Annotated in this window: 24 protein-coding genes and 1 other RNA gene; 13 read left to right on the top strand and 12 right to left on the bottom strand. The window is 30.8% G+C overall.

Features of this window, described 5'->3' with window-relative positions; translation table 11 throughout:
• The coding region (locus tag WNY60_RS03090; RefSeq protein WP_342861486.1) for an Ig-like domain-containing protein at nucleotides 1-3832 on the bottom strand (3832 nt) is incomplete at its 3' end.
• A 379-nt stretch (nucleotides 3833-4211) separates the two neighbouring features.
• Here WNY60_RS03090 and WNY60_RS03085 point away from each other — a divergent pair.
• From WNY60_RS03085 to WNY60_RS03070, 4 genes are all read left to right on the top strand, one after another.
• A complete protein-coding gene (locus tag WNY60_RS03085) occupies nucleotides 4212-4700 on the top strand; it encodes a histidine phosphatase family protein (protein WP_339809283.1) in 489 nt (162 codons plus the stop codon).
• 40 nt (nucleotides 4701-4740) lie between these two features.
• Complete coding sequence (gene ppk1 / locus WNY60_RS03080) at nucleotides 4741-6801, top strand: polyphosphate kinase 1 (RefSeq protein WP_145001558.1); 2061 nt, start codon at nucleotides 4741-4743, stop codon at nucleotides 6799-6801.
• Nucleotides 6794-7705 (top strand): rod shape-determining protein, encoded by a 912-nt coding sequence (locus tag WNY60_RS03075; protein WP_145001559.1) that lies wholly within the window; start codon nucleotides 6794-6796, stop codon nucleotides 7703-7705. Before ppk1 ends, WNY60_RS03075 begins: the two co-directional genes overlap by 8 nt.
• 97 nt (nucleotides 7706-7802) lie before the next feature.
• Nucleotides 7803-8339 (top strand): porin family protein, encoded by a 537-nt coding sequence (locus tag WNY60_RS03070; protein WP_145001560.1) that lies wholly within the window; start codon nucleotides 7803-7805, stop codon nucleotides 8337-8339.
• A 65-nt stretch (nucleotides 8340-8404) separates the two neighbouring features.
• Here WNY60_RS03070 and WNY60_RS03065 read toward each other — a convergent pair whose 3' ends face one another.
• The 3 genes from WNY60_RS03065 to dnaX are packed head-to-tail and all read right to left on the bottom strand — an operon-like array spanning nucleotide 8405 to nucleotide 11270.
• Complete coding sequence (locus WNY60_RS03065) at nucleotides 8405-8986, bottom strand: tRNA-(ms[2]io[6]A)-hydroxylase (protein ID WP_342861485.1); 582 nt, start codon at nucleotides 8984-8986, stop codon at nucleotides 8405-8407.
• 14 nt (nucleotides 8987-9000) lie between these two features.
• Nucleotides 9001-9537 carry a hypothetical protein gene (locus tag WNY60_RS03060; RefSeq protein WP_339809281.1) on the bottom strand — a complete coding sequence of 179 codons (537 nt, stop codon included), beginning with the start codon at nucleotides 9535-9537 and terminating at the stop codon, nucleotides 9001-9003.
• 2 nt (nucleotides 9538-9539) lie between these two features.
• Nucleotides 9540-11270: a DNA polymerase III subunit gamma/tau gene (dnaX, locus tag WNY60_RS03055; RefSeq protein WP_342861484.1), complete on the bottom strand. Its 1731-nt coding sequence runs from the start codon at nucleotides 11268-11270 to the stop codon at nucleotides 9540-9542.
• A gap of 159 nt (nucleotides 11271-11429) precedes the next feature.
• Between dnaX and rnpB the strand changes: the two genes are divergently transcribed.
• Nucleotides 11430-11737, top strand: an RNA gene (gene rnpB / locus WNY60_RS03050) — RNase P RNA component class A.
• Nucleotides 11738-11774: 37 nt separating this feature from the next.
• On the opposite strand, the gene rsmD is transcribed toward rnpB, so the two are convergent.
• The 3 genes from rsmD to WNY60_RS03035 are packed head-to-tail and all read right to left on the bottom strand — an operon-like array spanning nucleotide 11775 to nucleotide 13877.
• On the bottom strand, nucleotides 11775-12332 hold the full coding sequence (gene rsmD / locus WNY60_RS03045; protein WP_145001564.1) for a 16S rRNA (guanine(966)-N(2))-methyltransferase RsmD: 558 nt from the start codon (nucleotides 12330-12332) through the stop codon (nucleotides 11775-11777).
• Nucleotides 12332-13153 carry a DUF3822 family protein gene (locus WNY60_RS03040; protein ID WP_145001565.1) on the bottom strand — a complete coding sequence of 274 codons (822 nt, stop codon included), beginning with the start codon at nucleotides 13151-13153 and terminating at the stop codon, nucleotides 12332-12334. Before WNY60_RS03040 ends, rsmD begins: the two co-directional genes overlap by 1 nt.
• Nucleotides 13137-13877, bottom strand: coding sequence for a hypothetical protein (locus tag WNY60_RS03035; protein ID WP_261375307.1), 741 nt, complete (start codon nucleotides 13875-13877; stop codon nucleotides 13137-13139). The genes WNY60_RS03040 and WNY60_RS03035 overlap by 17 nt, the downstream gene beginning before the upstream one ends.
• 122 nt (nucleotides 13878-13999) lie before the next feature.
• On the opposite strand from WNY60_RS03035, the gene WNY60_RS03030 reads away from it, so the two are divergent.
• From WNY60_RS03030 to WNY60_RS03005, 6 genes are read left to right on the top strand one after another with little or no spacing between them, the layout of a single operon-like run.
• Nucleotides 14000-15430, top strand: coding sequence for an AAA family ATPase (locus tag WNY60_RS03030; protein ID WP_145001566.1), 1431 nt, complete (start codon nucleotides 14000-14002; stop codon nucleotides 15428-15430).
• Between the two features lie 35 nt (nucleotides 15431-15465).
• Nucleotides 15466-16194, top strand: coding sequence for a 3-deoxy-manno-octulosonate cytidylyltransferase (kdsB, locus tag WNY60_RS03025; protein WP_145001567.1), 729 nt, complete (start codon nucleotides 15466-15468; stop codon nucleotides 16192-16194).
• A complete protein-coding gene (locus tag WNY60_RS03020) occupies nucleotides 16185-16889 on the top strand; it encodes an HAD family hydrolase (RefSeq protein ID WP_342861483.1) in 705 nt (234 codons plus the stop codon). Before kdsB ends, WNY60_RS03020 begins: the two co-directional genes overlap by 10 nt.
• A 3-nt stretch (nucleotides 16890-16892) precedes the next feature.
• Nucleotides 16893-17510 (top strand): CatA-like O-acetyltransferase, encoded by a 618-nt coding sequence (locus tag WNY60_RS03015; protein WP_339809278.1) that lies wholly within the window; start codon nucleotides 16893-16895, stop codon nucleotides 17508-17510.
• Between the two features lie 28 nt (nucleotides 17511-17538).
• On the top strand, nucleotides 17539-18621 hold the full coding sequence (locus WNY60_RS03010) for an iron-containing alcohol dehydrogenase family protein (RefSeq protein ID WP_145001570.1): 1083 nt from the start codon (nucleotides 17539-17541) through the stop codon (nucleotides 18619-18621).
• A 1-nt stretch (nucleotide 18622) separates the two neighbouring features.
• The gene (locus WNY60_RS03005; RefSeq protein ID WP_339809277.1) at nucleotides 18623-19171 is read left to right on the top strand and encodes a 1-acyl-sn-glycerol-3-phosphate acyltransferase; all 549 of its coding nucleotides are present in this window, start codon (nucleotides 18623-18625) and stop codon (nucleotides 19169-19171) included.
• A 179-nt stretch (nucleotides 19172-19350) separates the two neighbouring features.
• On the opposite strand, the gene WNY60_RS03000 is transcribed toward WNY60_RS03005, so the two are convergent.
• Entirely contained in the window at nucleotides 19351-20805 is a 1455-nt protein-coding gene (locus WNY60_RS03000) for a TonB-dependent receptor (RefSeq protein ID WP_145001572.1), read from the bottom strand.
• 93 nt (nucleotides 20806-20898) lie between these two features.
• Here WNY60_RS03000 and WNY60_RS02995 point away from each other — a divergent pair, with 93 nt between their 5' ends.
• Nucleotides 20899-21660, top strand: coding sequence for an MBL fold metallo-hydrolase (locus tag WNY60_RS02995; RefSeq protein WP_342861482.1), 762 nt, complete (start codon nucleotides 20899-20901; stop codon nucleotides 21658-21660).
• A 14-nt stretch (nucleotides 21661-21674) separates the two neighbouring features.
• Nucleotides 21675-22172: a hydrolase gene (locus tag WNY60_RS02990; RefSeq protein ID WP_341586441.1), complete on the top strand. Its 498-nt coding sequence runs from the start codon at nucleotides 21675-21677 to the stop codon at nucleotides 22170-22172.
• A gap of 76 nt (nucleotides 22173-22248) precedes the next feature.
• Here WNY60_RS02990 and WNY60_RS02985 read toward each other — a convergent pair whose 3' ends face one another.
• From WNY60_RS02985 to WNY60_RS02970, 4 genes are read right to left on the bottom strand one after another with little or no spacing between them, the layout of a single operon-like run.
• Nucleotides 22249-22896 (bottom strand): alpha/beta hydrolase-fold protein, encoded by a 648-nt coding sequence (locus WNY60_RS02985; protein ID WP_342861481.1) that lies wholly within the window; start codon nucleotides 22894-22896, stop codon nucleotides 22249-22251.
• Nucleotides 22896-23228 (bottom strand): hypothetical protein, encoded by a 333-nt coding sequence (locus tag WNY60_RS02980; protein ID WP_145001576.1) that lies wholly within the window; start codon nucleotides 23226-23228, stop codon nucleotides 22896-22898. The genes WNY60_RS02985 and WNY60_RS02980 overlap by 1 nt, the downstream gene beginning before the upstream one ends.
• A 4-nt stretch (nucleotides 23229-23232) precedes the next feature.
• Nucleotides 23233-24483, bottom strand: a complete 1251-nt coding sequence (locus tag WNY60_RS02975) for a dihydroorotase (protein WP_342861479.1) — start codon at nucleotides 24481-24483, stop codon at nucleotides 23233-23235.
• Entirely contained in the window at nucleotides 24480-26408 is a 1929-nt protein-coding gene (locus WNY60_RS02970) for a BatA and WFA domain-containing protein (RefSeq protein ID WP_342861478.1), read from the bottom strand. Before WNY60_RS02970 ends, WNY60_RS02975 begins: the two co-directional genes overlap by 4 nt.
• Nucleotides 26409-26511: the final 103 nt, after the last annotated feature.

Below are 26511 nucleotides of genomic sequence, written 5' to 3'. Positions count from 1 at the left end.
CATTCGCATTAGTTGTGTTAGGTGTTCCATCTGGCTGCACAGTAACAGTTACAGTTGCAGTGTCACAAAGCGCAGGCAAAGCGTTATCACAAATAGTATATTCAAAAGTGTCTTCACCAATAAACCCATCATTAGGTGTATAGGTAATAGTCCCATCAGTATTAACAGTAACGGTTCCGTTATCAGGTGTTGTATTGTTAGTAATAATAATAGGATCAGCATCTGGATCAAAGTCGTTAGCTAAGACCACAATATCCACAGGAGTACCTTCAGGCGTTGTTGCAGTATCAGCATTAGCAATAGGTGCTTCATTTTCAGGACCACTTTCAGGTAAAACTTCGATGTATACAGTTGCAGTATCACAAGCTTGAGGATTACCATCATCACAGATTGTGTAAGTAAAAGTATCTTCGCCAGTAAAACCAGCATTAGGCGTATAGGTATAATTACCAGCAGCATCAATAGTTACCGAACCATTAGCTGGATTAGTATTAGCAGTTACTGTTTGAATATCACCTTCAAAATCTTCATCGTTAGTTAATACATTACCAGAGACCGCTTGTCCAACAAATGTGTTGTTGATATCAGCGATAGCGTCAGTACAGTTAGAAAGAATTTCTGCAGATAAAGTAGTAGAACATTCATTAGCGTCTAATACTATAATAGAATAATTACCAGCTGCTAAATCATTTATCGTAGCGTTTGATGTATATGTTGTACCACCATCAATGGAGTATGTATAAGGTAAAGAACCTCCAGAAACAGCAATATTTATAGTACCTGTGGCTTCTGTTGAACATAAAATATTAGTTACAGAATCAATTGATGCAGTTAAGACAGGTTGGTTTACAGTGATAACTTGAGTATGTGATGTTGTCAAGTCACAAGCATCTGTAGCAATCCATTCTCTTGTTATTGTTTGGTTTCCGGTACAAATATCTCCAACAATTTCTTCATTAAAAGTAACTATGGCATCTCCACAATTATCAGTAGCTGTTAAAACAGCAGCATCAGGAATATTACTTCCATCTACTGCAATATTCTCAGGTAAAGTCTCGACAAAAGTAGGAGGTGTGGTGTCCTGAACATTTATGGTCAAAGTTCTTGTTGTCTCATTTCCGCAATCATCGGTTGCAATCCAAGTTCTTTCTAATGTATAAGTATTTGGACAATCTCCATCAGTTCTTATTTCGTTAAATGTAACAGTTGTATCACTACAGTTGTCAGTAGCTGTAAGTACTTCCGCATCTTCTAAATCGCTACATTCAATTGTTATTTCATCTGAAATAGTGCTAGGATTTGTGTAATTTGAAATACAAGCAAACTCTATATTGTGTTGTCTTCCAGACCCTGAGACATTAGCTTTTCTAGCAACAACACCTACTCTAAATTTAAATGAAGATGTATTTGTGTTTCTAGTTGTAATATTTGCTTGTGGATATATGTTAGTAACACCAGTATACTCAGTTGTTCCAGCTGTTGCCACAATCCAAGGACCTTCTTCTGTAATAGTTAAGTCAGTTGGGTCATTTACGGTATAGCTATTTGTAAATTGTGTCCAATTTACTTCTCCAAAATTTGTATTTCCATCAATATCACTATAAGTAGTATAAAACTCGGCTATAGGTGTTGGCTGATTATTTGAATTGTCTATAAAATCTATTTGATACTCAACGTAAGCTCTATCTCCATTATTAGCTATACTAAATGCAGTTCTTGGTCTAAAAGAGTCAACACTACCACTTGAATTGTCATCTAACAATGGTACAGTTGTATTTACAGTTGCTAAAATTGTAATAATAGCGTCTACACCAGGCGAAACATTAGTGTATCTAAATTTTTCACCTTGTAAAAAAGTATTATTATTTCCGTCACCTAAAACTTCCGTATAATTTGAGAAACTTAAAACTGGCACACCAACGCAAGATGGTTGATCATTATTATTGTCAGCAGGAAATCCATCAAATGTTGGGCCAACGGTATCTTCTATTGTAAAAGTAGCTGATGTTGTAGACGTGTTTCCACAAGCGTCTGTTGCAGTAAATGTAACAGTAGTTGATCCTGTAGTTCCACAATCATCACTAAGTCCAGAATAATTATTTGACCAAGTAACTGCTCCACAAGTATCTGTTGCTGTAGCACTACCGTTAGTTGCTAGCCAATTATTAAAAGCATTTTGACTATTTTCGTCACATTGCACTGTAAAATCAAATGCATTCGTGTCTAAGAAAGGAGGGGTAGTATCTTGTATAGTTATTATTTGGTTTAAAGTAGAAGTTATGCCACAAAAATCAGTCATGGTAAACGTTCTTGTAACTTCAATCGGACAACTATTTTGTGTTATTACATCTTTATAAGTTATACTGGCAATATTATCTGAATTAGTTGTTGTATAACCAGTTACTGTATTAAATGTACTTATAATATTTCCTGATTGCGTTGTGCTGTAAGGGAAAACTGAATTACTAGCGTTTATATTATTGGCATTACAACCAGAAATAGTATTTGTAGCCGGAACGGAATAGGTAGGATCAGAAATTGTAACGTTAGTAGCATTAGTGTTTTGGCAGTTAGTATTTGTATCTAAAACTAAAACTGAATGATTACCAGTTGATAAACCATTAAAAACAGGTGATGATTGAAAAGCTCCGTTATCTACAGAGTATTGATATTGTGAACCTAAAGGAGAATCTACTATAATAGAATAGTCATTGACACCATTACAATCAATATCTGCTACAGCAGCAGGAGGTAAAGGGTTGTAAGTCAAGGTGATCGTAGCGCTATCACAAACAGACTGGTTTGGTGTAGGAAGGCAAACTTGATATTGAAATGTTACGTTACCGGTAAATCCATTGGTTGGAACATAGCTAAATGAACCATTGCTAGGATTAAAAGTAAAAGATTGTCCCGCTGGACTTGGACCAGAAATTATTGAATAAGAAGAGTTTGTTGGTGCATTAGCAATATCACTTAAATTACCTTTATATTCTGTATTAATACATTCTTGAAGGTTATCATCTACAGCATATTTTTGAAGTAGAAAAAATTTACCATCACCATGATCTCTAGTTGCTCCAACAAATTCAATTTTAGTTATTTTAGAACCTTGAGGTGCAATAGAGTTTAAATAAAATAAACCAATACCTATAGTCTGCCCATTTTCATTACAACGTCCAGATTTCCAATAATCAGAGTTAATAGCTGGTGGTCCAAAAGTACAGTTTCTATAATCACCTGTATTTCTAACAAAAGTATTACCCAATTGCTGTTCGCTTCCACCTCCTGGAGGTATTCCCCAAACTTCAACATAAAAACAGTTATTACCACCTCGTTCTGTAACCGCTAAAATACCACCTTGATTTGATGGTATTGGATTACTATAAAATATTGTTTGTCTTTGTGCATTAGTTGTTTCTGCTTGGCTAAAATTAGAACAAATGTTCTGTCCATTAGAGCTTGAAGAAAAATAATGGTTCAAGTTTTTATCTTGAAATGCACTTAGTGCTTTAATATTCCAGTTAGGATCATTACTTGTACTCGCTAATGTTCCTCCATTAGAAAAAATCTTGTTAGCATTATTTCCATCAGGACCTAAGATAGTCATCTCGTAAGAGGTAGGTACAACAAATGTACTGTAAACAGAACCATTTACTGTAACAGACTTGATAGTAGCAGGATTGTTTATCCCAGCATTTTGATTATCAAACCACTGAAAAGTAACACCTGACTGAATAGAAGGTGATTGCGTTTGCGATTTTGCAATAAAGCTAATTAAAAGGACTCCTAAAATTAGTAACCTTTTTGTGTAATTTGTTTTCAATATATTCAAAACTTAATAGTTTAATACTCTATTTTTAATATAAATTTATTGCAAGAAAATAGTGGCCAATAGCTTACTATTGGCGCAAAGGTTAAAAAGAGAATCTTTTGTTCTCATAGTATAAACTTATTTTACTGCGTTAAATTTTATATTTTTAACTATTCATAAAAGCTAAAAAATTGCTACAGTTTAAGGGAGGTTTATCAAAAATGATAATTGTAGGTTTTTTTTATTTACTCTATATTCAGGGATCAAAATTAATTAATAGCATAACAAAAGAAGCACGATTTACACATCAAATCAAATAAATATGTTATAGCACCTATAAAACCGATAAATGGTATTTTAAAAAACAATAAACGAATATTAAAGCACTTAAACGATAGTCATGAGCAAAATTATACAATTTATTAGACATGCCAAATCTTCTTGGCAATTTAATGTGTCAGATCACGATAGGCCATTAAAAAAAAGAGGTGTTAAAGATGCTAATTTGGTTGCTAATCACTTAAAAACTAATTTCATAAAGCCTAACTTAATTTTAAGTAGCACAGCAAACAGAGCAAAATTAACAGCATTGCTTTTCGTCGATGTTTTGGATTTAAAAAACATACAATTTCAGCAAAAAAATGCACTTTATGATTTTTCTGGAGACTCAGTTTTAGAGGTCATAACTAACTGTGATGATAACGTTAATGTTTTGATGATTTTTGGGCATAATCATGCCTTGACAAATTTATGTAATTCTCTAGGTAATACAAGTATTGACAACGTTACAACCTCAGGTTTTGTGCAAATAGAATTTAATCAAAATTCATGGAAAAACATAAAAAATGGTAACACTACAAAAATTGTCTTCCCAAAACATTTAAAATAGACAATCTAATTAGATATATTTGTAGTAAATTTTGCTGTACATGACTAACCATATTATTGATAATAAATATATAAACAGAGAGTTAAGTTGGCTACAATTTAACCATCGTGTTTTACAAGAAGCTGCTGACGAGTCTGTACCTTTGATTGAAAGACTTCGTTTTTTAGGAATTTTTTCTAATAATCTAGACGAATTTTTCAAGGTTAGATACGCAACCGTTAAACGTATCGATTACGCTGGTAGAGCTGGTAAAAGCCAGCTTGGTGGAATAAAAGCTTCTGAGTTGTTGGAGATTATTACCAACATAGTTATAAAGCATCAAACCGAAAGTTTAAAGATTTTAAGTGATATTCAAAAAAAGTTAGAAGCAGAGAATATTTTCATTTTAAGAGAATCTAAAATCACAAAAGCTCAAAAGCAATATCTTAGAAAGTACTTTTTAGAAAAGGTTAGCCCAGCTCTTGTTACCATTGTTTTAAATACAGAAATCAAGTTACCTAATCTTAAGGATAGTGCAGCTTATCTAGCGGTAAATATGCATTTAAAAGATGGAGAAAATCAATACGCTTTAATAGAAATATCTAAAAATATGGATCGATTTATCGTGTTGCCAAAAGTTGGCGATACTGATAATATAATCATGTTAGATGATTTACTTAGACTATTTTTAAACGATATTTTTAACATCTTCGAGTATAACAAAATTACTGCTCATATGATTAAAATCACTAGAGATGCCGAATTAGATTTGGATAGTGATTTGACTAAAAGTTATATGGAAAAAATCAGTGATGGTGTAAAAGAAAGACAAGAAGGTGAGCCAGTACGATTTGTCTACGATAAAACCATTGATAAAAAAACTTTAGACTTTTTAATGGACAAAATGGGTATTGATAATACAGATAGTATTATTCCAGGAGGTCGTTACCATAATCGTAGAGATTATATGGACTTTCCTAGCTTAGGACGTACCAACTTATTGTACGATAAAATAGTCCCATTACCAGTAAAAGGTTTAAGTCTAGAAGGTAGTATTTTTGAAACGATTGCTAAAAAAGACTATTTACAATACGCACCTTATCATACGTTTTCATACGTAGTAAAATTTTTAAGAGAAGCAGCTTTAGATCCTCAGGTTAAAGCTATTAAGATTACTATTTACAGATTAGCTCAAATTTCTCATGTAGCCAGTTCCTTAATAAACGCAGCCAAAAACGGTAAAAAAGTAATGGTCTCTATGGAGATTCAAGCACGTTTTGACGAAGAAGCTAATATCGCTTACGCGGAACAAATGCAGCGTGAAGGTGTACAATTAATATTTGGAGTACAAGGTCTTAAAGTGCATAGTAAAATGTGTATTATTGAAAGGGAAGAGGACAAAAAAATAAAGCGATATGGTTTTATAAGCACTGGTAACTTTAACGAGTCTACAGCCAAAATATATACAGACTATACTTTATTTACTGCTAACCAAAGAATACTTAAAGACGTCAATAAAGTGTTTAACTTTTTTGAAGTTAATTATAAAATTTACAGATTTAAACATATAATTACATCACCTCATTACACAAAAAATAAGTTTTTTAATCTTATAGATAGAGAGATTAATAATGTTAAAGAAGGTAAACCTGGTTATATAAAACTTAAAATGAATAGTATATCTAACTATCCAATGATAGATAAACTATACGAAGCAAGTCAAGCAGGAGTTAAAATACAAATGATAGTTCGTGGAATTTGTTGTTTAGTGCCAGGCGTAAAAGGTATAAGTGAAAACATAGAAGTAATAAGTATAGTCGATAAATTTTTAGAGCACACAAGACTTTACGTTTTTTGCAATAATAACAACCCTTTGGTTTATATCTCTTCTGCAGATTTTATGACCAGAAATATCGAAAACAGGGTAGAAGTAAGCTGTCCTATTTATGATAAAGATATAAAAGAAGAATTGATTGATACGTTTCATATTTGTTGGAATGATAATGTTAAAGCTAGGATATTAAATAAAGCACAAAACAATACCTACAAGCGTAACGATAAACCACAGTACAGAAGTCAATTTGAAGCTTACAATTATTTAAAAAATAAATTAGATGCTTAAAATCCAAAAATACGCAGCTATAGACATTGGATCCAATGCTGTTAGATTATTAATATCTAATATTGTTGAAGAAAAAGGTAGTGATACAAGATTTAAAAAAAGTTCGTTAGTAAGGGTTCCAGTGCGTTTAGGTGCAGATGTTTTTATAAATGAAGAAATATCGGAAAACAATGTACATCGTATGCTACAAACCATGCAAGCTTTTAAATTACTTATGGAAACCCATGGTGTAGTAAAATATAAAGCGTGTGCAACTTCTGCAATGCGTGAAGCAAATAATGGTAAAGATGTTGCAAAATTAATAAAGAAAAAAACAGGAATTCAGATTGATATTATTGAAGGTGAAGAAGAAGCAGCTATTATAGCAGCTACAGATTTACAATCGTATATTGATGTAAATAAAAACTATTTATATGTAGATGTAGGAGGTGGTAGCACTGAATTTTCTGTGATTGTCAAAGGTGAAAAAATAGCCTCTAAATCATTTAAGATAGGTACTGTTAGACTACTTAATGATATGGTTAAAAAGGAAGCTTGGATTGAGTTAGAACAATGGATAAAGCAACAAACCACAACTTATGATAAAATTGAGGTTATTGGTTCTGGTGGTAACATTAATAAAATATTTAAAGTGTCTGGAAAAGCTATGGGCAAACCGTTGTCTTACTTTTATTTGACGTCTTACTACAATATGTTACAAACGTATTCATATGAAGAGCGTATCTCTATATTAGATTTAAATCAAGATAGAGCAGACGTTATTATTCCTGCTACACGTATATATTTGTCTGCCATGAAGTGGAGTGGAGCAAAAGATATTTATGTACCAAAAATAGGTTTGGCAGACGGAATCATAAAAAGTATGTATAATGATACCGTTTCTAGCCATACAAAGTTAAAATAATACACTTTATCTATTTATTACTTTCTATTACTTAAAAAAAAATTATATTTACTTTTACAAAACTTAACTCAAAAAAACCAACTAAATTTTTCAAAATATGAAAAAAACTATTTTACTATTAACGTTTGTATTAGCTTCTTTTTACGGATTTTCTCAAGACGCTTTGTATGGTGTAAGAGCTGGATACAATATTTCTAATTTAGATTTTGATCCTGAAGTACCAACAGGTGTAGAAAATGCACATAGAAATGGATTTTTTATCGGATTTTTTGGAGAGTATAGTCTTTCTGACTCTTTTTCTTTTGCACCAGAAATTCAGTTTTCTGCCGAAGGAGCAAAAGATCAAGAATTACGTATTAACTACATTCAAGTACCATTATTTTTTAAATATAAGATAGGTAATAAATTAGCAATAGGTGTAGGTCCTCAAGCTAGTTTAAAAGGTCATTCTTATGAGGATGGATTACAAAATTTAGGTTTTTCTGCTTTAGGAGGATTAGAGTATATGATTTCTGACGAGTTTTTTATTGACTTCAGATATTCTTATGGATTAACAAATGTTATTGATGATAACGTTATTGATTTAGAAGCAAAAAATACAAATATTCAAATAGGTTTAGGAGTAAAATTCTAAAAACTATATTTACTATAAAAAAAAAGCCAATTCTATTAGAATTGGCTTTTTTTTATAGCTCTAGTTTAACCATGTATGGTTTCTTTTTTACTTAAATTAACCATGATTTTAGCTTCATATTCTAGTAAATCATTCCACTTTTTATCGACTTCTTTGCGGTCTCCATATTGTCTCGCAAAACCTAAAAACATAGTATAGTGATTAGCTTCACTTACCATTAATTTTCGGTAAAATTCTGCTAAAGTTTTATCTTCCAATTCTTCAGATAACAATCTAAAGCGTTCACAACTTCTGGCTTCTATTAAAGCAGCATAAAGTAACCTGTGGACTAATTGTGTTGTTCTACTTCCTCCTTTAGGAAAAAAGGTTATCAGTTGTAAAACATAATCATCTTTGCGGTCACGACCTAAAACCCATCCGTTTTTAAGTATTAAATCATGGACCATTTTAAAATGGCTAATCTCTTCTTTAACTAAGGCTACCATTTCTTGTACTAATTCTGTATATTCCGGAAAACTAACAATTAATGAGATAGCAGTACTCGTTGCTTTTTGTTCGCAATATGCATGATCCGTTAAAATGTCTTCAATGTTTTTTTCTACTATATTAACCCATCTTGGATCGGTTGGTAATTTTAGTCCTAGCATAATTTTGTTAGTTGTTAACTCTTTCTTTCTATGGTATAATCGCCAAGTGTATTAATTGCTATGCTGTAAGTATTACAATCCTTAGTGTTTGGTATGCATTGGGAAGCAATTAAATGTAAAGTGTTAGTTTGTAAAGATTTTAATTGGTCAACATAAATTTCAGTATTAACGTAGTCCATACTATTTTCTAATAAAAATTGTTCATTAATATTATTTTTGAAAATAATTTTATCATTTTTAAAAACTTCAATTTCTGAAATTACTTCTCTGAAATAGTGTTTAGACTTTATGACGTTTTCTGAGGTATAACCCAATACAGAATGATCCATATCTGTATAATTTTTAATTTTAACCCTAAAGCCATTACTTAAAATGGTATCAGTGGTGGATTCTGTATACGCTTCTGGGAAAAAAGTTGCTTGTGTCTTAAAAGATTGTAGCATGTTACTTTCAGTAAGTAATTGTGTCTTAGATTTTTTAACACGATCACGTCCATCACAACTTAAAAATGCGACAATTACAACAAGTAATATTACTGCTAATTTATTCATGATTAAACATCTAAGTCAAAAGTTGTACGTAGCAGCTCTAAGTTAGGGTTTTTTTCTTTAAGCTTTTCATATTTTTCAATAGGTGTATAAGCGTATTTAGTATCCAACTCTTCATTAACGGTTATATCCAAAGCAATGTCGTAGTTTTTTAAGTTTTTTCTTAAATAGGACATCAAGTCAAAGGATTGTCTTTCGACTTCAACTTTATTTGTAGCGTTTGGAAACGTCAATTTAATTGAAAATCCGTCTTCTGCCAACGTTGGTTTATCAATGGATAGGATAGAGGCTAAATTAAATTTACCTTCTTTTTCTATTTGATGTACAAAAGCATTCCAAACTTCAGTTAATTCATCTTGATTAAAAGATTCTCTTGGTAAATTTTCCTCATCAACAACAACATCTAATTGTTTTATTTGATGTTCTTTTTTAGCTCTAATACTTTTTAAGGATAAACCTGAAGTTCTTTTTTTACTAGAAGCAATACCATTTTCCAAGACAATTTTAGGTTTGGTTGGTTCTGCTTGCTTTTGTAATTCAGGATTAACTTTTGTATTGTTTTGTTGAGATACAGATGTATTTTCAACATGAACCGGTTTTACAACCTTAATAGGTTTAATTCCTATTTTTTTAAAGTATGAAGGTGGTATTATGAACCGACTGCTATTTTTTTTTTCTCCATCAAAAGTGATAGAGGCAAGTTGCATTAGTGTTAGTTCAACCAACAGTCGTTGGTTTTTACTGCTTTTATATTTTAAGTCGCAGTCATTAGCTAGATTAATACCTTTTATTAAAAAGTCTTGTTCTGCTTTTTTAGATTGCTCTAAATATTTATTTTTAGTATCATCTCCAACTTCAAGTAACTCAATAGTTGTTGGGTTTTTGCAAACTAGTAAATCTCTAAAGTGAGAGGCTAAACCTGCTATGTAGTGATGTCCATCAAAACCTTTTGCCAGCGTTTTATTAAATTGGATTAATAGTTCTGGAATTTTGTTTTCTAAGATGTAATCTGTACTTTCAAAATAGGTTTCGTAGTCTAAAACATTTAAATTTTCTGTAACCGATTGTCGTGTCAGGTCTTTACCAGAAAAACTTACAACTCTATCAAAAATAGATAAAGCATCACGCATAGCTCCATCCGCTTTTTGAGCGATAATATGTAAAGCATCATCTTCAGCATTTATACCTTGCTCTTCAGCGATGTATTTTAAATAATTTTTAGCATCCTTAACAGTTATACGTTTGAAATCAAAAATTTGACAACGAGATAGTATCGTTGGTATAATTTTATGTTTTTCTGTAGTTGCTAAAATAAAAATACAATGTTTTGGTGGCTCTTCTAATGTTTTTAAAAAAGCATTAAAAGCAGCTTGAGATAACATGTGGACCTCGTCAATAATATAGACTTTATATTTTCCAACTTGTGGCGGAATCCTAACTTGGTCTGTTAAGTTTCTGATATCGTCTACCGAGTTGTTTGAGGCAGCATCTAATTCAAAAATATTAAATGCATAGTCTTCTTCACCTGTTTCGTTACCATCACTATTAATCATTTTAGCCAAAATACGTGCACAACTTGTTTTTCCAACACCTCTTGGTCCTGTAAAAAGTAGCGCTTGTGCTAAATGATTATTTTCAATAGCATTAAGTAAAGTATTAGTAATAGCAGTTTGACCTACAACATCCTTAAAGGTTTGTGGTCTGTATTTTCTTGCTGATACTACAAAATGCTCCATGACTAATTATTGAACAACAAATTTAAAAAATAGCAGGTTAATTAGGAAGTCTTAGCCTTGATTTTATTTATAGTTATCAACAAATTTAAAATACAGGTAATGGTTAAAAGTATTTGAAGTTTCTAGCTTTAAAAATGTTTAGTTTGTTGTAATTTTGCAGCAGTAAATCGCCTTATCGCTTTAAATTTATTTTAAAGAGGAAAGTCCGGACACCATAGTGTAATCATAGTGGCTAACAGCCATCCATCGAAAGGTGAGGAAAAGTGCAACAGAAAGTATGTACAGGTCATGCTGTAGTGAAACCAGGTAAACTCTATGAGGTGCAATACCATGTATACTAACGTTTGAGCGTGCACGCGCGATTGTTAGAGGGTAGGTAGCTAAAGCGTGTTGGTAACAGCAAGCTCAGATAAATGATAAGGGCTCTTTAGGGAGTACAAAATCCGGCTTATAGATTTACTTATTTATAAAAAAAAAACCATCTATTACAGATGGTTTTTTTGTTTATTCTTCTTCGTCTGACGCTTCATTCTCAAAAAAGCTAAATACATTTCCGCCATAACTTTTGGAACGTACAAACTGCTTTAAGTTTGATAAGTCTGTATGCTTGGAATGCTCTATTATTAATAATCCTTCAGACTCTAAGAGGTTATTTTCAAATACAAGCTCTGGTATTTTAGAAAAGGCTTCTTCTGTAAAGTCGTATGGTGGATCTGCAAAAATGATTGTATGTTGCTGTTTTGTTTTTTCTAAAAACTTAAAAACATCGCTTTTTATGGTTTGTATATCCATTTCAAAACTTTCAGCAGTTTCATTAATAAATTTTATACAGCCATAATCTTGATCTACACACAAAATTTCTTGTGTACCTCTAGAAGCAAACTCATAACTTATGTTACCTGTTCCTGCAAATAAGTCTAATACAGAAACATCATCAAAATAAAATTGATTATTAAGTATATTAAACAAAGCTTCCTTAGCCATATCTGTTGTAGGCCTTACGGGTAGCTTTTTAGGTGCTGTAATTCTTCGTCCTTTAAATTGTCCTGATACAATGCGCATTATAAGCTTTTTAGTAAGGTGAAATATGAGTAATTTGTTGTTGGTGTCTTTGTAAAATTATAGGTATCCATTCTGTTTCCAAAAGATACGTTTCGGATGTATTTATAAGTGATGTTATATACATCATCTTCTTTATTAATTAATCCTAGTAAAACTAATTGTAGCGTTTCTGGATTAAGCTGTAATTGTTCTAAAGTAAATAAAAGGTAATAAATGTAATCTTCTTTTGTATGATATTCAAAGGTGTTATAAAGTAGTAATCCACCTTCTTTAATAGCTATTATTTCAAAGTTATTAGTATCTATATTTACATAAACTTTAGTGTCGCTAGAATGCTTTTCTTTAACTAATAATTGTTCTATTAGTATAGTAGAGAAGTGCTTGTATGTAAAACTACCATATTTATCAAATATATAGTTGTTTATATTAGTAAACGGAACATAAATATTAATGCTTTCATTGGTAATAATCTCGTCAAAAGTAATAAAGTCAGTTTTTAAAATCTTGGTATTAAATTTTAAATAATCTGCTAAATAATCTTCTTTAAACAATGCTTTTGGTACTAAGGTGGACCAATCATTAACATGGATTATGTTGATAGAGGAGAAGTTTTGATTTAAAATTTCTTCTGTATTAAAAAGGTGTATTACTGCGTCTAGAAGTTCTGTTGGTGTTTTTTTTATACTAAAGACCTGAGATTTTAACTCGATAATGGTTTTAGTATCTGGGTTTAAAACACAAAAAGAAAGTCCACTCAAACTAATTTGAATGGACAGTTCTAGGTTGGTTAAATGATTATATTCCTTATTCGTTTGAGCCATAAGTTTTAGGCCAGTTTCCAATTGTTTTAGCAGAACTCATAGATCCTACACGTAAAGCATCACCATTAACACCTTCAACAGATATTACTTGGTTTTCTTTAAGAACTAAATTTTTATCTTGATCAAAAAGGATATCGTCTTTTTTAACAAATGCTTCAAAAACAGGGATTTTATTACCATTTTCATCTTCAATTTCTCCAGCATCCATAGTAAACTTAGTACCATCTTTACCTACAGGAACATTCATCATTTGTTTATATCTGTCTGATCCTTTAAATAATCTTTCTTTAACAGATTCAAATCCAATAGTATCAGTTATAACAATATCTTTATAAGATGTTACACCACCATAAGCTTTAGTTCTTTCTTCATCAACAACACTTGAGTCTCTTCTTTCTATAATAGTAAATTTACCATTTTCGATAAATTTAATTAAAGAGTCGTAACTTTTAGTAAACTTACCAGTTACAGTTCTGTGTGCTAATTGAGAATCTCTAATATCAATTAAACGGTTAATAGCTGAAGCGTATCTTTTTTCTTTTAATTGATTAAATTTTATCTCACCATAAACAGAGTTAAAAGTTAAATATCCTAAAAAGATAATAAGGCCCCAAAGCGCAATAGTAATAAAAGGTTTTGCTTTTGTTGGAACAAATTTATCAATAAGCCAAACAATTAAAATGGTTAATAGGATTGCTCCAATTATAATAAGTGCTAATTTCATAGTGATTTATTAAATTTAATTAAGGTCTGTGACAAATCTACAATTTTTTTTTATTCGTAAAAACCATTGTTGGTAAAAATGATTTATATATTTGATAAAAAGTTTTCAATCCACACTATTTAATGACCAGTTCGCAATTTTATTCCCTTATAAAACAGCATTTTCCGTTTAATCCGACGTCAAAACAAGATATTTTACTTTTACAACTTTCTGAGTTTATTTTAAATGAAAGAGAAAATGGCGTGTTTTTGCTAAAAGGATACGCAGGTACAGGTAAAACCACCATTATTGGTACGATTGTAGCCAATTTGTGGCAAGCAAAAAAAAGTGCTGTGTTAATGGCTCCAACAGGTCGTGCAGCAAAAGTTATCTCTAATTATTCTAAAAAAGAAGCGTTTACCATCCATAAAAAAATATATTTTCCTAAAAAGGAAAAAGGTGGTGGCGTAAAATTTGTTTTACAACCAAATAAGCATAAAGACACCATTTTTATTGTTGATGAAGCGTCAATGATACCAGATTCGCCTAGCGATTCTAAACTTTTTGAAAACGGATCACTTCTGGACGACTTAATGCAGTATGTTTATCAAGGACATAGGTGTAAATTGTTACTTATTGGTGATACAGCCCAATTACCACCTGTAAAATTAGATTTAAGTCCAGCGTTAGATGAAAACACGTTGAGCTTAAACTATAATAAGTCAGTTACCAAAATGGAACTAGATGAAGTAGTACGACAAGGCGAGGATTCGGGAATATTAGAAAACGCTACGTTATTAAGAGAGACCATTGCAGGAAGTTTTTACGATAGTTTTAAATTTAACTTAAAATCCTTTAAAGATATTGTTAGGTTAGTGGATGGATATGAGATTATGGATGCTATAAATGACTCCTATAGTAATCTAGGGTACGAAGAAACTAGTATAATAGTTAGAAGCAACAAGCGTGCTAATTTGTACAATCAACAAATACGCAGTCGTATTTTATTTAGTGAAAACGAGTTGTCTGCAGGAGATTTTTTAATGGCAGTTAAGAATAATTATTTTTGGATAAAACCAACCTCTGAGGCAGGATTTATTGCAAATGGTGATATTATTGAAGTGCTTGAAATTTTTAGCATAAAAGAATTGTATGGCTTTAGATTTGCAGAAGTAAAAGTTAGAATGGTAGATTATCCTAAAATGATACCTTTTGAAACCGTTTTGATGTTAGATACCATAGAAGCAGAAACACCATCTTTACCCTATGAAGACTCTAATAGATTGTATCAAGAAGTCCAAAAAGACTATGAAGATGAAAGTAGTAACTATAAAAAATTTATGAAAATTAAAGGCAATAAGTACTTTAACGCACTTCAAGTTAAATTCTCTTATGCAATTACATGCCATAAATCGCAAGGTGGACAATGGAATACTGTTTTTGTAGAACAACCCTATTTGCCTAATGGAATAGATAAAGATTATTTAAGATGGTTGTATACAGCAATTACTAGAGCAAAAGAAAAATTGTATTTAATAGGTTTTAAAGACGATTTTTTTGAAGAAGACCATTAAATTATTATATTTTTATACTCCAATTTAATTCTTAGATGAAAATAATAGCAATGATTCCTGCACGATATAGTGCGTCGCGTTTTCCAGGTAAATTAATGAAAGATTTAAACGGAAAACCTGTAATAACGCGTACCTATGAAGCTACAGTAAACACAAATTTGTTTGATGATGTTATCGTAGTGACTGATAGTGATATCATTTATGACGAAATTTCTAAAATTGGTGGTCATGTCATGATGAGTCAAAAAGAGCACGAGTGTGGTAGTGATCGCATCGCAGAAGCTGTAGCGGATTTAGATATTGATATTGTTATTAATGTGCAAGGCGACGAGCCTTTTACTGAAGTTGAATCGCTTAAAAAATTAATTCAAGTTTTTAAAGAAGACAAAGAACAGCAAGTTGATTTAGCATCATTAATGGTACATATTACCGATTGGGACGAAATTAAAAACCCAAATACAGTAAAAGTAATTGTGGATCAAAATAATTTTGCATTATACTTTTCTAGAAGTCCAATACCTTATCCAAGGGACGAGACTGTATCTGTTAACTATTACAAACATAAAGGTGTATATGCTTTTAGAAAACAAGCCATATTAGATTTTTATAATTTACCAATGTTAAGCCTTGAAGCTTCAGAGAAAATTGAATGTATTAGATATTTAGAATACGGAAAACGTATTAAAATGGTCGAAACTAATGTGCAAGGTGTGGAGATTGATACTCCAGAAGATTTAGAAAGAGCAAAAAAACTATGGAAATAGATTACAGTCAAATAAAGGTCATTGGTTTTGATGCTGATGATACTTTGTGGATTAACGAAACCTATTTTAGAGATGCAGAGTTAGAGTTTGCTAAATTACTAAGCCCATTTGAAACTGCTAATAAAATAGACCAAGAGCTATTTAAAATGGAGATGAAAAATCTTCCAGTTTATGGCTATGGTGTTAAAGGCTTTGTGTTATCAATGGTCGAAATGGCTTTGGAGTTATCCAATAACACAGTCTCAAATCAAACCATATCTAATATTTTTGACATTGGTAAAACAATGATTAATAAAGAAGTAGAACTTTTAGAAGGTGTGGAGCAAGTATTACAACAACTGTCCAAAAAGTATAAATTAATAGTCGCTACAAAAGGCGATTTACTGGATCAAGAACGTAAACTTGAAAAGTCAGGTTTGTTAGATTATTTTCACCACATTGAAGTATTAAGTGATAAAAAAGAAGCAAACTATTCCAAACTATTAAACCATTTAGATATAAAACCTTCAGAGTTTTTAATGATAGGTAATTCTTTAAAATCAGACATACTACCATTAATTAATATTAAAGCAAGCGCTATACATGTACCGTTTCATACCACATGGTTGCATGAGCAGGTGGACGTAAATGTTAATCAGTCAAAGCAATATAAAACAATTAAAAGTCTGTTAGACTTACCAAAACTATTACAATAATTAGTGAAGACTTTAGATATAAATACTTGGAACAGAAAAGAACATTTTCAACACTTTTCAAAGCTAAAAGATCCCTATTTTGGAGTCACTATACCTTTTGAAGTAGATAACGCTTACCAGTATGCAAAAGATAATAACGTCAGTTTTTTTGGTGTTTATCTTCATGCTTGTATGCAAGCTATAAATGCTGTAGACAATTTAAAATATAGAGTAGTGGAGGATACTATTCAAGTGTACGATACTATACATGCATCTGCAACAATTATGCGAAGTGATAAAACTTTTGGATTTTCATTTATAAATTTCACCGAAGATTTAGATGGGTTTTTAACTAACTTATCTAACGAAGTAGATAGAATCGAAAACAGTCCATCTCTTTTTCCTCCAGTTAATGGTTTAAATTGCGTACACTGTTCAGCAATACCTTGGCTTAATTTTTCAGGTCATAAAGAGCCTGTTTCAGGTGAAATGGACTCAGTGCCTAAGCTAGCATTTAGTAAAGCTGTAAAACAAGATAATAAGTTAATAATGAATGTTGCTATTAATGTAAATCATGCCTTAGTTGATGGATATCATTTAGCATTATTTTCAGAAATGTTTCAGAAAAACTTAAATAAGTAATAAATTTACAAACTAAGACGACAAGTCAATGAGTTATAAAAATTTTCCAATGGTGTCCAAAGTTATTTTTGGACGAGGTAGTTTTAATCAATTAAGCGATATTATAGAGCCTAAGCGGTTAAATACTAGTGCGCCATTTATATTTTTTGTAGACGATATTTTTAAAGGAGATGCGTGGTTAACCTCCAGAATACCTCTGTCATATTTAGACAAAGTGGTTTATGTTTCAACATTGGAAGAACCAAAGACAGAGCAGGTTGATCAATATGTGGAGGATATTATTTTAAACTTTAAAGAACGACCATCTGGCATCATAGGTATTGGTGGAGGTTCTATATTAGATATTGCAAAAGCAGTTGCCATTATGTTAAATAATGATGGTGAAAGTAAAGATTATCAAGGTTGGGATTTAGTTAAAAATTCAGCTGTATTTCACGTAGGTATACCTACAATATCAGGTACAGGAGCAGAAGTTTCTAGAACAACTATTTTAACAGGACCAGAACGTAAATTGGGTATTAATAGTGACTTTACTCCATTTGATCAAGTGCTTTTAGATCCAGAATTAACTAAAGATGTTCCTAAAGATCAATGGTTTTATACAGGTATGGATTGTTACGTACATTGCATAGAATCGCTAAGTGGAACATATCTAAATGCTTTTAGCCAATCTTATGGAGAAAAAGCTTTAGAGTTATGTCAAGAAATATTTTTAAGTGATGATTTATCAGAGCAAGAGTCTCAAGATAAATTAATGATGGCTAGTTGGCATGGAGGCATGAGTATTGCTTATTCTCAAGTAGGTGTTGCACATGCTATGAGTTATGGTTTAGGATATCTTCTAGGAGTTAAACATGGTATTGGTAATTGTATTGTTTTTGATCATTTAGAAGCGTATTATCCTGAAGGTGTTGCTGAATTTAAAAAAATGAAAGCCAAACATAATATAGTTTTACCTCAAGGTATTTGTGCCGATTTATCAGATAAGGACTTTGATGTTATGATTAATGTAGCTTTAAGTTTAGAGCCACTTTGGGAAAATGCAATTGGTAAAAACTGGAAAAAAACTATTACTCATGATACGTTAAAAGCGTTATATCAAAAAATGTAATATGTACTGGTTAGCTAAACTTATATATTTTAAGATAATGGGATGGAAGGTTGTTGGTAATACTAACTTTTCAAAAGATACTATTAAAAAAGCAGTTATTATATCTGCTCCTCATACTAGTAATTTTGATTTTATTATCGGAATTTTATTAAGAAAAGTGACACAGGTCAAAACTAACTTTATTGGTAAACAAGAATTATTTACTTGGCCATTTGGTTACTATTTTAGAGCAGTTGGAGGAGTACCAGTGGACAGAAAAAATAAAGAGAATAAAGTACAAACTATAGCTAAATTGTTTGAAAATAAAGAAGAATTTAGATTAACATTAGCACCAGAAGGTACTAGAAGTAAGGTTGACGAATGGCGTACTGGATTTTACTATATCGCTAAACAAGCTAATGTGCCTATTATTATGTTTACGTTAGATTTTGGTAATAAGCAAAATACTGTTTCAGAGCCTTTTTACCCTACAGATAATATGGAAGCGGATTTTAAATTTATGAAAGCTTTTTTTAAAGACGTAAAAGGTAAGATTGAAAAAAATATATAGTTGTTATTTTTTTTTTCAAAAAATTAATTTTTGGTACGACATTTGATTTTATTAGTATGTAGTCTAAAATGAAACATAAAGTAAACTATACGTCCCTAAAAAGAAACATTGATCACTACAAACAAAAGCGACTTTAATAAGTAATTAAAGTCGCTTTTATTTATTTTAAATTATAGTAATTAGTTTTTATTTTGAATTTCTTCAATTTCGCAACCAAATAAGCTTTGTTGCATAATTAATTTAGAAACCCCTTCTGGCAGCATACTTTGCCAACCTTCTTCACCATCACAAATCATTTTTAATACTGTTCTAGAAAATACATTTAAAGTGTTAGGATCATAATCGGTAATGTCTACAACCTTACCATTATATTTAAAGAATTTGTATAATTCTTTCATTCTAGGATGTACTTTTAAGTTATCACTTGTTGTTAATGAACCATCCTCATCACGCATTGGATAAAGGTATACGCGTAGATCTTTAAAAAATAATTTTCCAAAAGCTTCTAATATACCACCACTTAAATGTCTGTAATATTTCTCGTCAAATATATCTACTAAGTTATTAACTCCCATAGCTAATCCCATTCTACTCTTAGAGTATTGAGAGAAGTATTCTACTAACTTATAATATTCCTGGAAGTTAGAAATTAAAACCGTATGACCTAATGAGCATAAAAGTCTAGCACGATCCATAAAATCTTGCTCATCAATCTCGCCTTCAGCTCTTAGATTAGATAAAGTAATTTCAAAAATTACTTGAGTATTATCCTCATCTACTTTATTTTCTTTAATAAACATATCCAATGACTTTTCGTACATGTCAATGTTTACTTTGGTTACTGGTCTAAAACTACCACGTAACGCTAATATATTTTTCTTGTAAAGGACTCTAGCAGGTAACACGTTATTTCCGTCAGGAGCAAACATGACAGCATCTGTCATTCCGTTTTTAACTAGTTGTAAACTCATTAAACGGTTATCTACATCTTTAAATACAGGACCAGAAAAATTAATAGTATCAATTTCTATTTGGTCTTTATCTAAATGGTCATATAAATAACGCAATAATTTTCTAGGTTCATTATACTTGTAAAAAGCACCATATATAAGGTTTGTCCCTAAAATACCTAAAGTCTCTTGTTGCAATCTTGCATCATTTTCTTTAAATCGAAGGTGTAATACAATCTCATTATACTCTTCTTCAGCTGGATCTATTTGATATTTAATTCCAACCCATCCATGACCTTTGTATTTTTTTGCAAAATCAATTGTAGCCACAGTATTTGCAAAACTGAAAAACATCTTATTTGGATTTTTTTCACGATCAATACGCTCTTCAATAAGTTTTATTTCATGAGAGACCATTTTACGTAAACGCGCTTCGGTTACATAACGTCTATCGTTTTCAATTCCGTAAATGGCATCACTAAAATCTTTGTCGTAAGCAGACATAGCTTTTGCAATAGTCCCAGAGGCACCTCCAGCTCTAAAAAAGTGGCGTACAGTTTCTTGTCCTGCACCTATTTCGGCAAACGTACCGTAAATATTTTCGTTTAAATTAATACGAAGTGCTTTATCTTTTAAAGAGGGAATATTTTCAAATTCTTTATCTCCTTTTAGCCTAATTTCCATATAAAAATCCCTATGATGTTAAGTTTTACAAAGGTATCAAATAACTATATCAAACAAAAAAAATAACTTATTTTTGTGAGAAATATTCATTAAGTGAAAATAACATTTTTAGGCACAGGAACATCACAAGGAATTCCAGTAATTGGAAGCACACATCCTGTATGTTTAAGTAAAAATCCTAAAGACAAACGTTTACGTGTTTCTGTTATGATAGAATGGGAGGATAGTACGTTTGTAATAGATTGTGGTCCTGATTTTAGACAGCAAATGTTACATGCTAATCCGGAAAAAATTGATGCCCTTTTATTTACGCATGAACATGCAGACCATACAGCTGGTTTAGATGATATAAGACCATTTTGTTTTAAACAAGGCGAATTGCCAATTTATGCGCATAAACGTGTTATTGAGCAACTTAAAATAAGGTTTGAATATGTTTTTGCCACAACAAACAGATATCCTGGTGCACCAACTGTAGCAGTCAATACCATTACAAATAAACCATTTACAATTAACAATTTGCCAATAATCCCTATTGATGGCTTACATTATACATTGCAGGTTTTTGGTTTTAGATTTGACAAGTTTGCTTATCTAACAGATATTAAAACCATTTCTAGTTCCGAATTAGATAAACTTAAAAATTTGGATGTTCTGGTTATAAATGCGTTAAGAGAAAAAGAACATATTTCACATTTAAATTTAGAACAAGCGTTAGAGATTATTAACATCATCAAACCTAAAAAGGCCTATTTAACACATATTAGTCACTTATTAGGATTTCATGATGAAGTACAACAAAAGCTGCCAGAAAATGTGTTTTTGGCTTACGACAAACTAGAAATCACTATTTAAACTATTTATATAAAATGAAGAACAAAATCTTTATGTACCTGTTTATTTTTACATCACTAATTGTGGTGTTTCAATATGTAAATTCTAAAAAAATATTGGATGACAGTGCAAAACGAATGGAAAAACTTAAGGAGAGATCAGTTGTATTACAAGACTCTTTAAATCTTCAAAACGAAGAATTATCTGATTTGACATTATTTGATTTAAGATATAGTCAAGAAGCTAAAGATTATTTTTATAATAAAAAATTGGATAGCGATGTTATGATTCCTTATATCAAAAACGAATTATACAAATTAAATGAAGCTGAAGGTGACCATCCTTTAATACCCTTTGCAGCTTCCGAAGGAAGAAAAATGCAGTTTAATACTATTAAAATGCTAAATCATAGATGGATTATTGCAGATTTTTCTGATGGTAGTTATTGGGGAGAATTACTAATTAAGTACTTTGTAACAACTGATAAAAAAATAGAATTTGAAGTTTTAGACTATTTACTTTATACTAGATAGAAATTAAGTTGTTTAAACAGAAAAGCCCAAATTAAATTATAAGTTTAATTTGGGCTTTTTATTTTTTGATAAAATTTTATATTAAGTGTTGCAACCAATCTTTAAACTCGTAAAAATTTTGAGGTGCTACACCATGTCCCACAGGAAACTCATTAAATTGGTTTTTGATGTTTAAAGCCGATAAAAATTTAGGTGCTTTTCTAGCCCAATCCACAGGAATTACTTGATCAACAGTACCATGAGAACAATAGAAGTTTAAATGGTTATAGGCAGAAGCCTCTTTAACTTCAAATATATCTTCATTTATATATCCACTTAAAGCTACGATATTGTTTACTTTTTCTGGATAGGTTAAGGCAACAGCATAGCTTAAAATACAGCCTTGACTAAATCCAAGTAAGGATACATTATTTTTATTTACTGGATAATTAGCTGTAGCCTGATCTATAAAATTAGCTATTAAATCTCTAGATTGTTTTGCTTGCTCATTATCACTCCATTTTCCCTGATCTGCATCAAAATTAATTGCATACCAAGCATTACCATAAGGTTGCATTGGATAAGGCGCTCTCACAGATATTATAAAAAGCTCTTCTGGTAATTCTGCAGCAAAACTAAATAAGTCATTTTCGTCACTACCATAGCCATGAAATAGGATTAGTAGAGGAGCATTGTCTTTTAATGACGATGGTCTAGTTATGTGATGTAGGTTAAAGTTTTCCATTAGTTACCAAGTCCTTTAAATAGTTTTTGAAAAATTGGTCCAACAAAAGGAATAGGTTTCATTGTTCCATTAATAGCAGTCATTACTCCTAAAAATAAAAGTGCTCCCATGCTTACCCAAAAAGCAATTGAGATTTGCATATTATCAAATTGACTAACAAAATAGCCAATAATCATCCATAAAAGACATAAGCCTAAACCTTGTCTGTTATGAAAACTTGTAAAGTCATTTTTCTTTTCGCCATTCATTATTATTGCTATGACGCTACCAATTATGGTTAGGTAGCTTAAAACAGCTAATGATTTGCCTTCTTCAATTGTTTGTTGGTTCATTGTATTATAATACTATTTTGTTATTTGCAATTATTCCGTATGCTTTTCCTTTTAATTCTTGTCCTAAAAAAGCACTGTTTTTTGACTTTGAAACAATATCAGTTTCCGCGAAAGCATATTTAATATCTGGATTAAATAGCGTTATATTAGCGATTTGACCTTCTTCAATAGTGTTGTTATTTTGACCAAATCTTGCTTTACCTTTTGTAAGCAATTGAATGGTTTTTTTTGTAGAAAATAAGGTGTTTAATGCGCCAAATGCACTTTCTAGTCCTATGGTACCAAAGGAAGCATGATCAAATTCTACTTTTTTATCTTCTATGGTCATTGGATTATGATCACTTGTAACCATATCTATCGTGCCATCTTTTAAACCTTCAATTAAAGCATCAATATCTTTTTGTATTCTTAACGGTGGATTAACTTTGTAATTAGTGTCAAAATCTTCCAAAACAGTATCTGTTAAAAATAAATTATGGATGGCTACACTGCAGGTAACGTCTAGCTTTTTTTGTTTAGCTTCTCTTATTAATGCAACACTTTCTGCTGTTGAAATTGTTGGTATGTGTAGCTTTCCGCCTGCATACTCTAACAAAAACAAATCTCTAGCAACTTGCATTGCTTCAGCTAAATTAGGACTACCTTTTAAGCCTAATGAAGTACTAGTTAATTCTTCGTTGACAATACCTTTACCAGAAATTCTTGTTTCTAAAGGAAAAGAACATACTAATCCGTCAAAATTGCTGGCATATTGTAATGCGATTTTTAACAAATTAGGGTTAGTTATTGGCTTTTTGTAATCGGAAAACGCGACAGCTCCTGCGTTTTTCATATCAAAAAGTTCGGCTAAATCTACACTGTCGCTATTTTTAGTTAAAGCACCAATTGGTAACAAGGTTACTGCTTGATTTTGCGCTTTGGAAAGTACAAAAGCCACATTGGCATTAGTATCTATAATTGGAAAAGTATTGGCCTGTAAAGCAATAGTTGTAAAGCCTGACTTAGCTGCAGTTTTTAGACCATTATCAATTGTTTCGCGATCTTCAAAACCTGGTTCTCCAAAACAAATACTACTATCAAACCAGCCTTGAGATAGGTGTAAGTTGTCTAAACTTATGGTTTTATAATTGTTAGTATTTTCTATGCTTGTAGCAATTTTACTAATCTTTCCTTTTTGAATTAATACGTCACAAACCTGATTATGAAAAGGGCTTGAAGAATCAATTATTGTTGCTGTTTTTATTAAGACGTTCATTTAAAATATTTTAAGATGAGCATTTCTAAAATTAATAAAGCTAATGCCAAAATTACAAACCATTTCCATAATTGGTTAACTTTACTATCGTTATTTATTGAATCAAAAATATTAGCTATTGAGTCGCTAACAGTGATGTTTTTATAATTATCCAAGTTAATATAGGTTAAATCACTTTCTGACCTATCGTAATTATAACTTACATTTTGGATGATTTCGGTTTTATTTTTTAAATCGTAAACACCAGCTTGTTCTGGTAAATCATTGGTTTTAATAACCACTTTATTATTAAAATAATTTTGCTCTGGGATGATTTTGTTTTCTCCTTTTACTAATGTTAGCACTGCGTCTTGTTGTAAATTAATAGCAACATCGTAATTATTATCTTGTCCAATAGTATAATATAACGTACCTGTATTTAAACTTTGTTTGGCAATGTTATAAAACGTAGGTACAATTAAATTTATATTTTTAAAATTAGAATTGGTATCGTTTATTGGAGCTGAAAATAAATACAAATTTCCGATTTGAGATAAAAAGGATTTACCGTCTTCAAATTGTAAAACGTTAGTTGCTTTAACATTATTTTGCGGATAGTAACGTTCTACTTTTGGATATTGAAAATTATTAACGCGTTTTTCAAACACACCATTTGTGTATAATGGATGACTATAATTTATGGTAGTAATACGTTTTTGTGTAGTTAATAAATCTCCAAAAGGAGTGGTGTTAAAACGTTGCAAGAAGGTATTATAATCCTTAAGATTACCTTTATCTGAAGGAATCAAAACAACATAACCTCCATTGTCCGTAAATACTTTTAATGCAGTAGTTAGGCTTTCTGGTATCGTTTCAATTTCATCTAAAATCACTAAATTTTGAGCATCAAATAAACTATAATCTAATACATTGGATTGTATTGAAGTGAATTTAAATTCGTCTTCCGTAAAAATTCTACTTAAATAATTGCTACTAGAGTTACTAATCGCTAATATGTTTGTTTTAGTAGGTTTATTAATATTAAAAAATAAGGTATTATCAAATTGTAATTGTGTGTCATCAATGGTAATTTTTCCTTTAATAATTTGATTATTAGGAATAGAAAATACAGTAGTACCTTGCCCATTTACTTCAACTGAAGCCTTAGATAGTAAATTATCATTATTGTATAATGAAACGGGAATATTACTAGTTGCTGTATCATTGTTTTTTAAAACTACCGTTAATTCTAAATTATTAGCATCTTGAGTAGATACATATACACTATCTATGGTTGTATTGGCTTTATTTACAGGTTTTAAATTAACTAAATTTAAAGTAGATGTTGAGTCTGACTCAATATTAAAGTCTGTATTTTTTTGCTGGAAATCTGATATAAATATCACATTTTTAAGCGTGTTATCCTGATTAGAAAACGATTGCTTTGCTTTTAATAACGCTGCATTGTAAGCTAGTTGATTAGATGAGTAATCCAATTGCAACAACTCGTTTTTTAGTTCTTTTATAGTGGTGTTTTTGTAGCTATCTGTGTTGGTTATAAGCGACAAGGTTTCGGTTTCAGGAATGGTTTCAATTAAATCTTGGATAGCGCGTTTAAGTAATTCGCCTTTGTATCCTTTGGCTTGCATACTAAAGGAGTTATCTAGATAAATAACCATCTCTTTTTTAGCATTAAACGTATCTGTTTTTGAAGTAAAAGGTTGCGCAAAAGCTATAATTATAGCAGTTAAAAGCAATAGTCTAGTAAGCAGTGTTAACCATTTTTTTATCACTGCACTTTTTCTAGTTTGTAATTGGATTTTTTTTAAAACAGCAACATTTGTAAAATACTCTTTTTGGAATTTTCTAAGCTGAAATAAATGAACAATAATGGGAATAAGCAGTAAGAAAAGCGCGTAAAGAAGTTCGGGATATTTAAACTGCATTAATTTTAAAGTTTGTCAAAGATAATAATTGCATTTATATAAAGCCTATTTCAAAATTAACAATTTAACAAAAACTTAGTGTCAAGATTGTGTAACAAATTTT

The organism is Olleya sp. AS48, from assembly GCF_038900355.1.
GTDB lineage: Bacteria > Bacteroidota > Bacteroidia > Flavobacteriales > Flavobacteriaceae > Olleya.
This window is presented reverse-complemented; position numbering and strand designations above follow the sequence as displayed.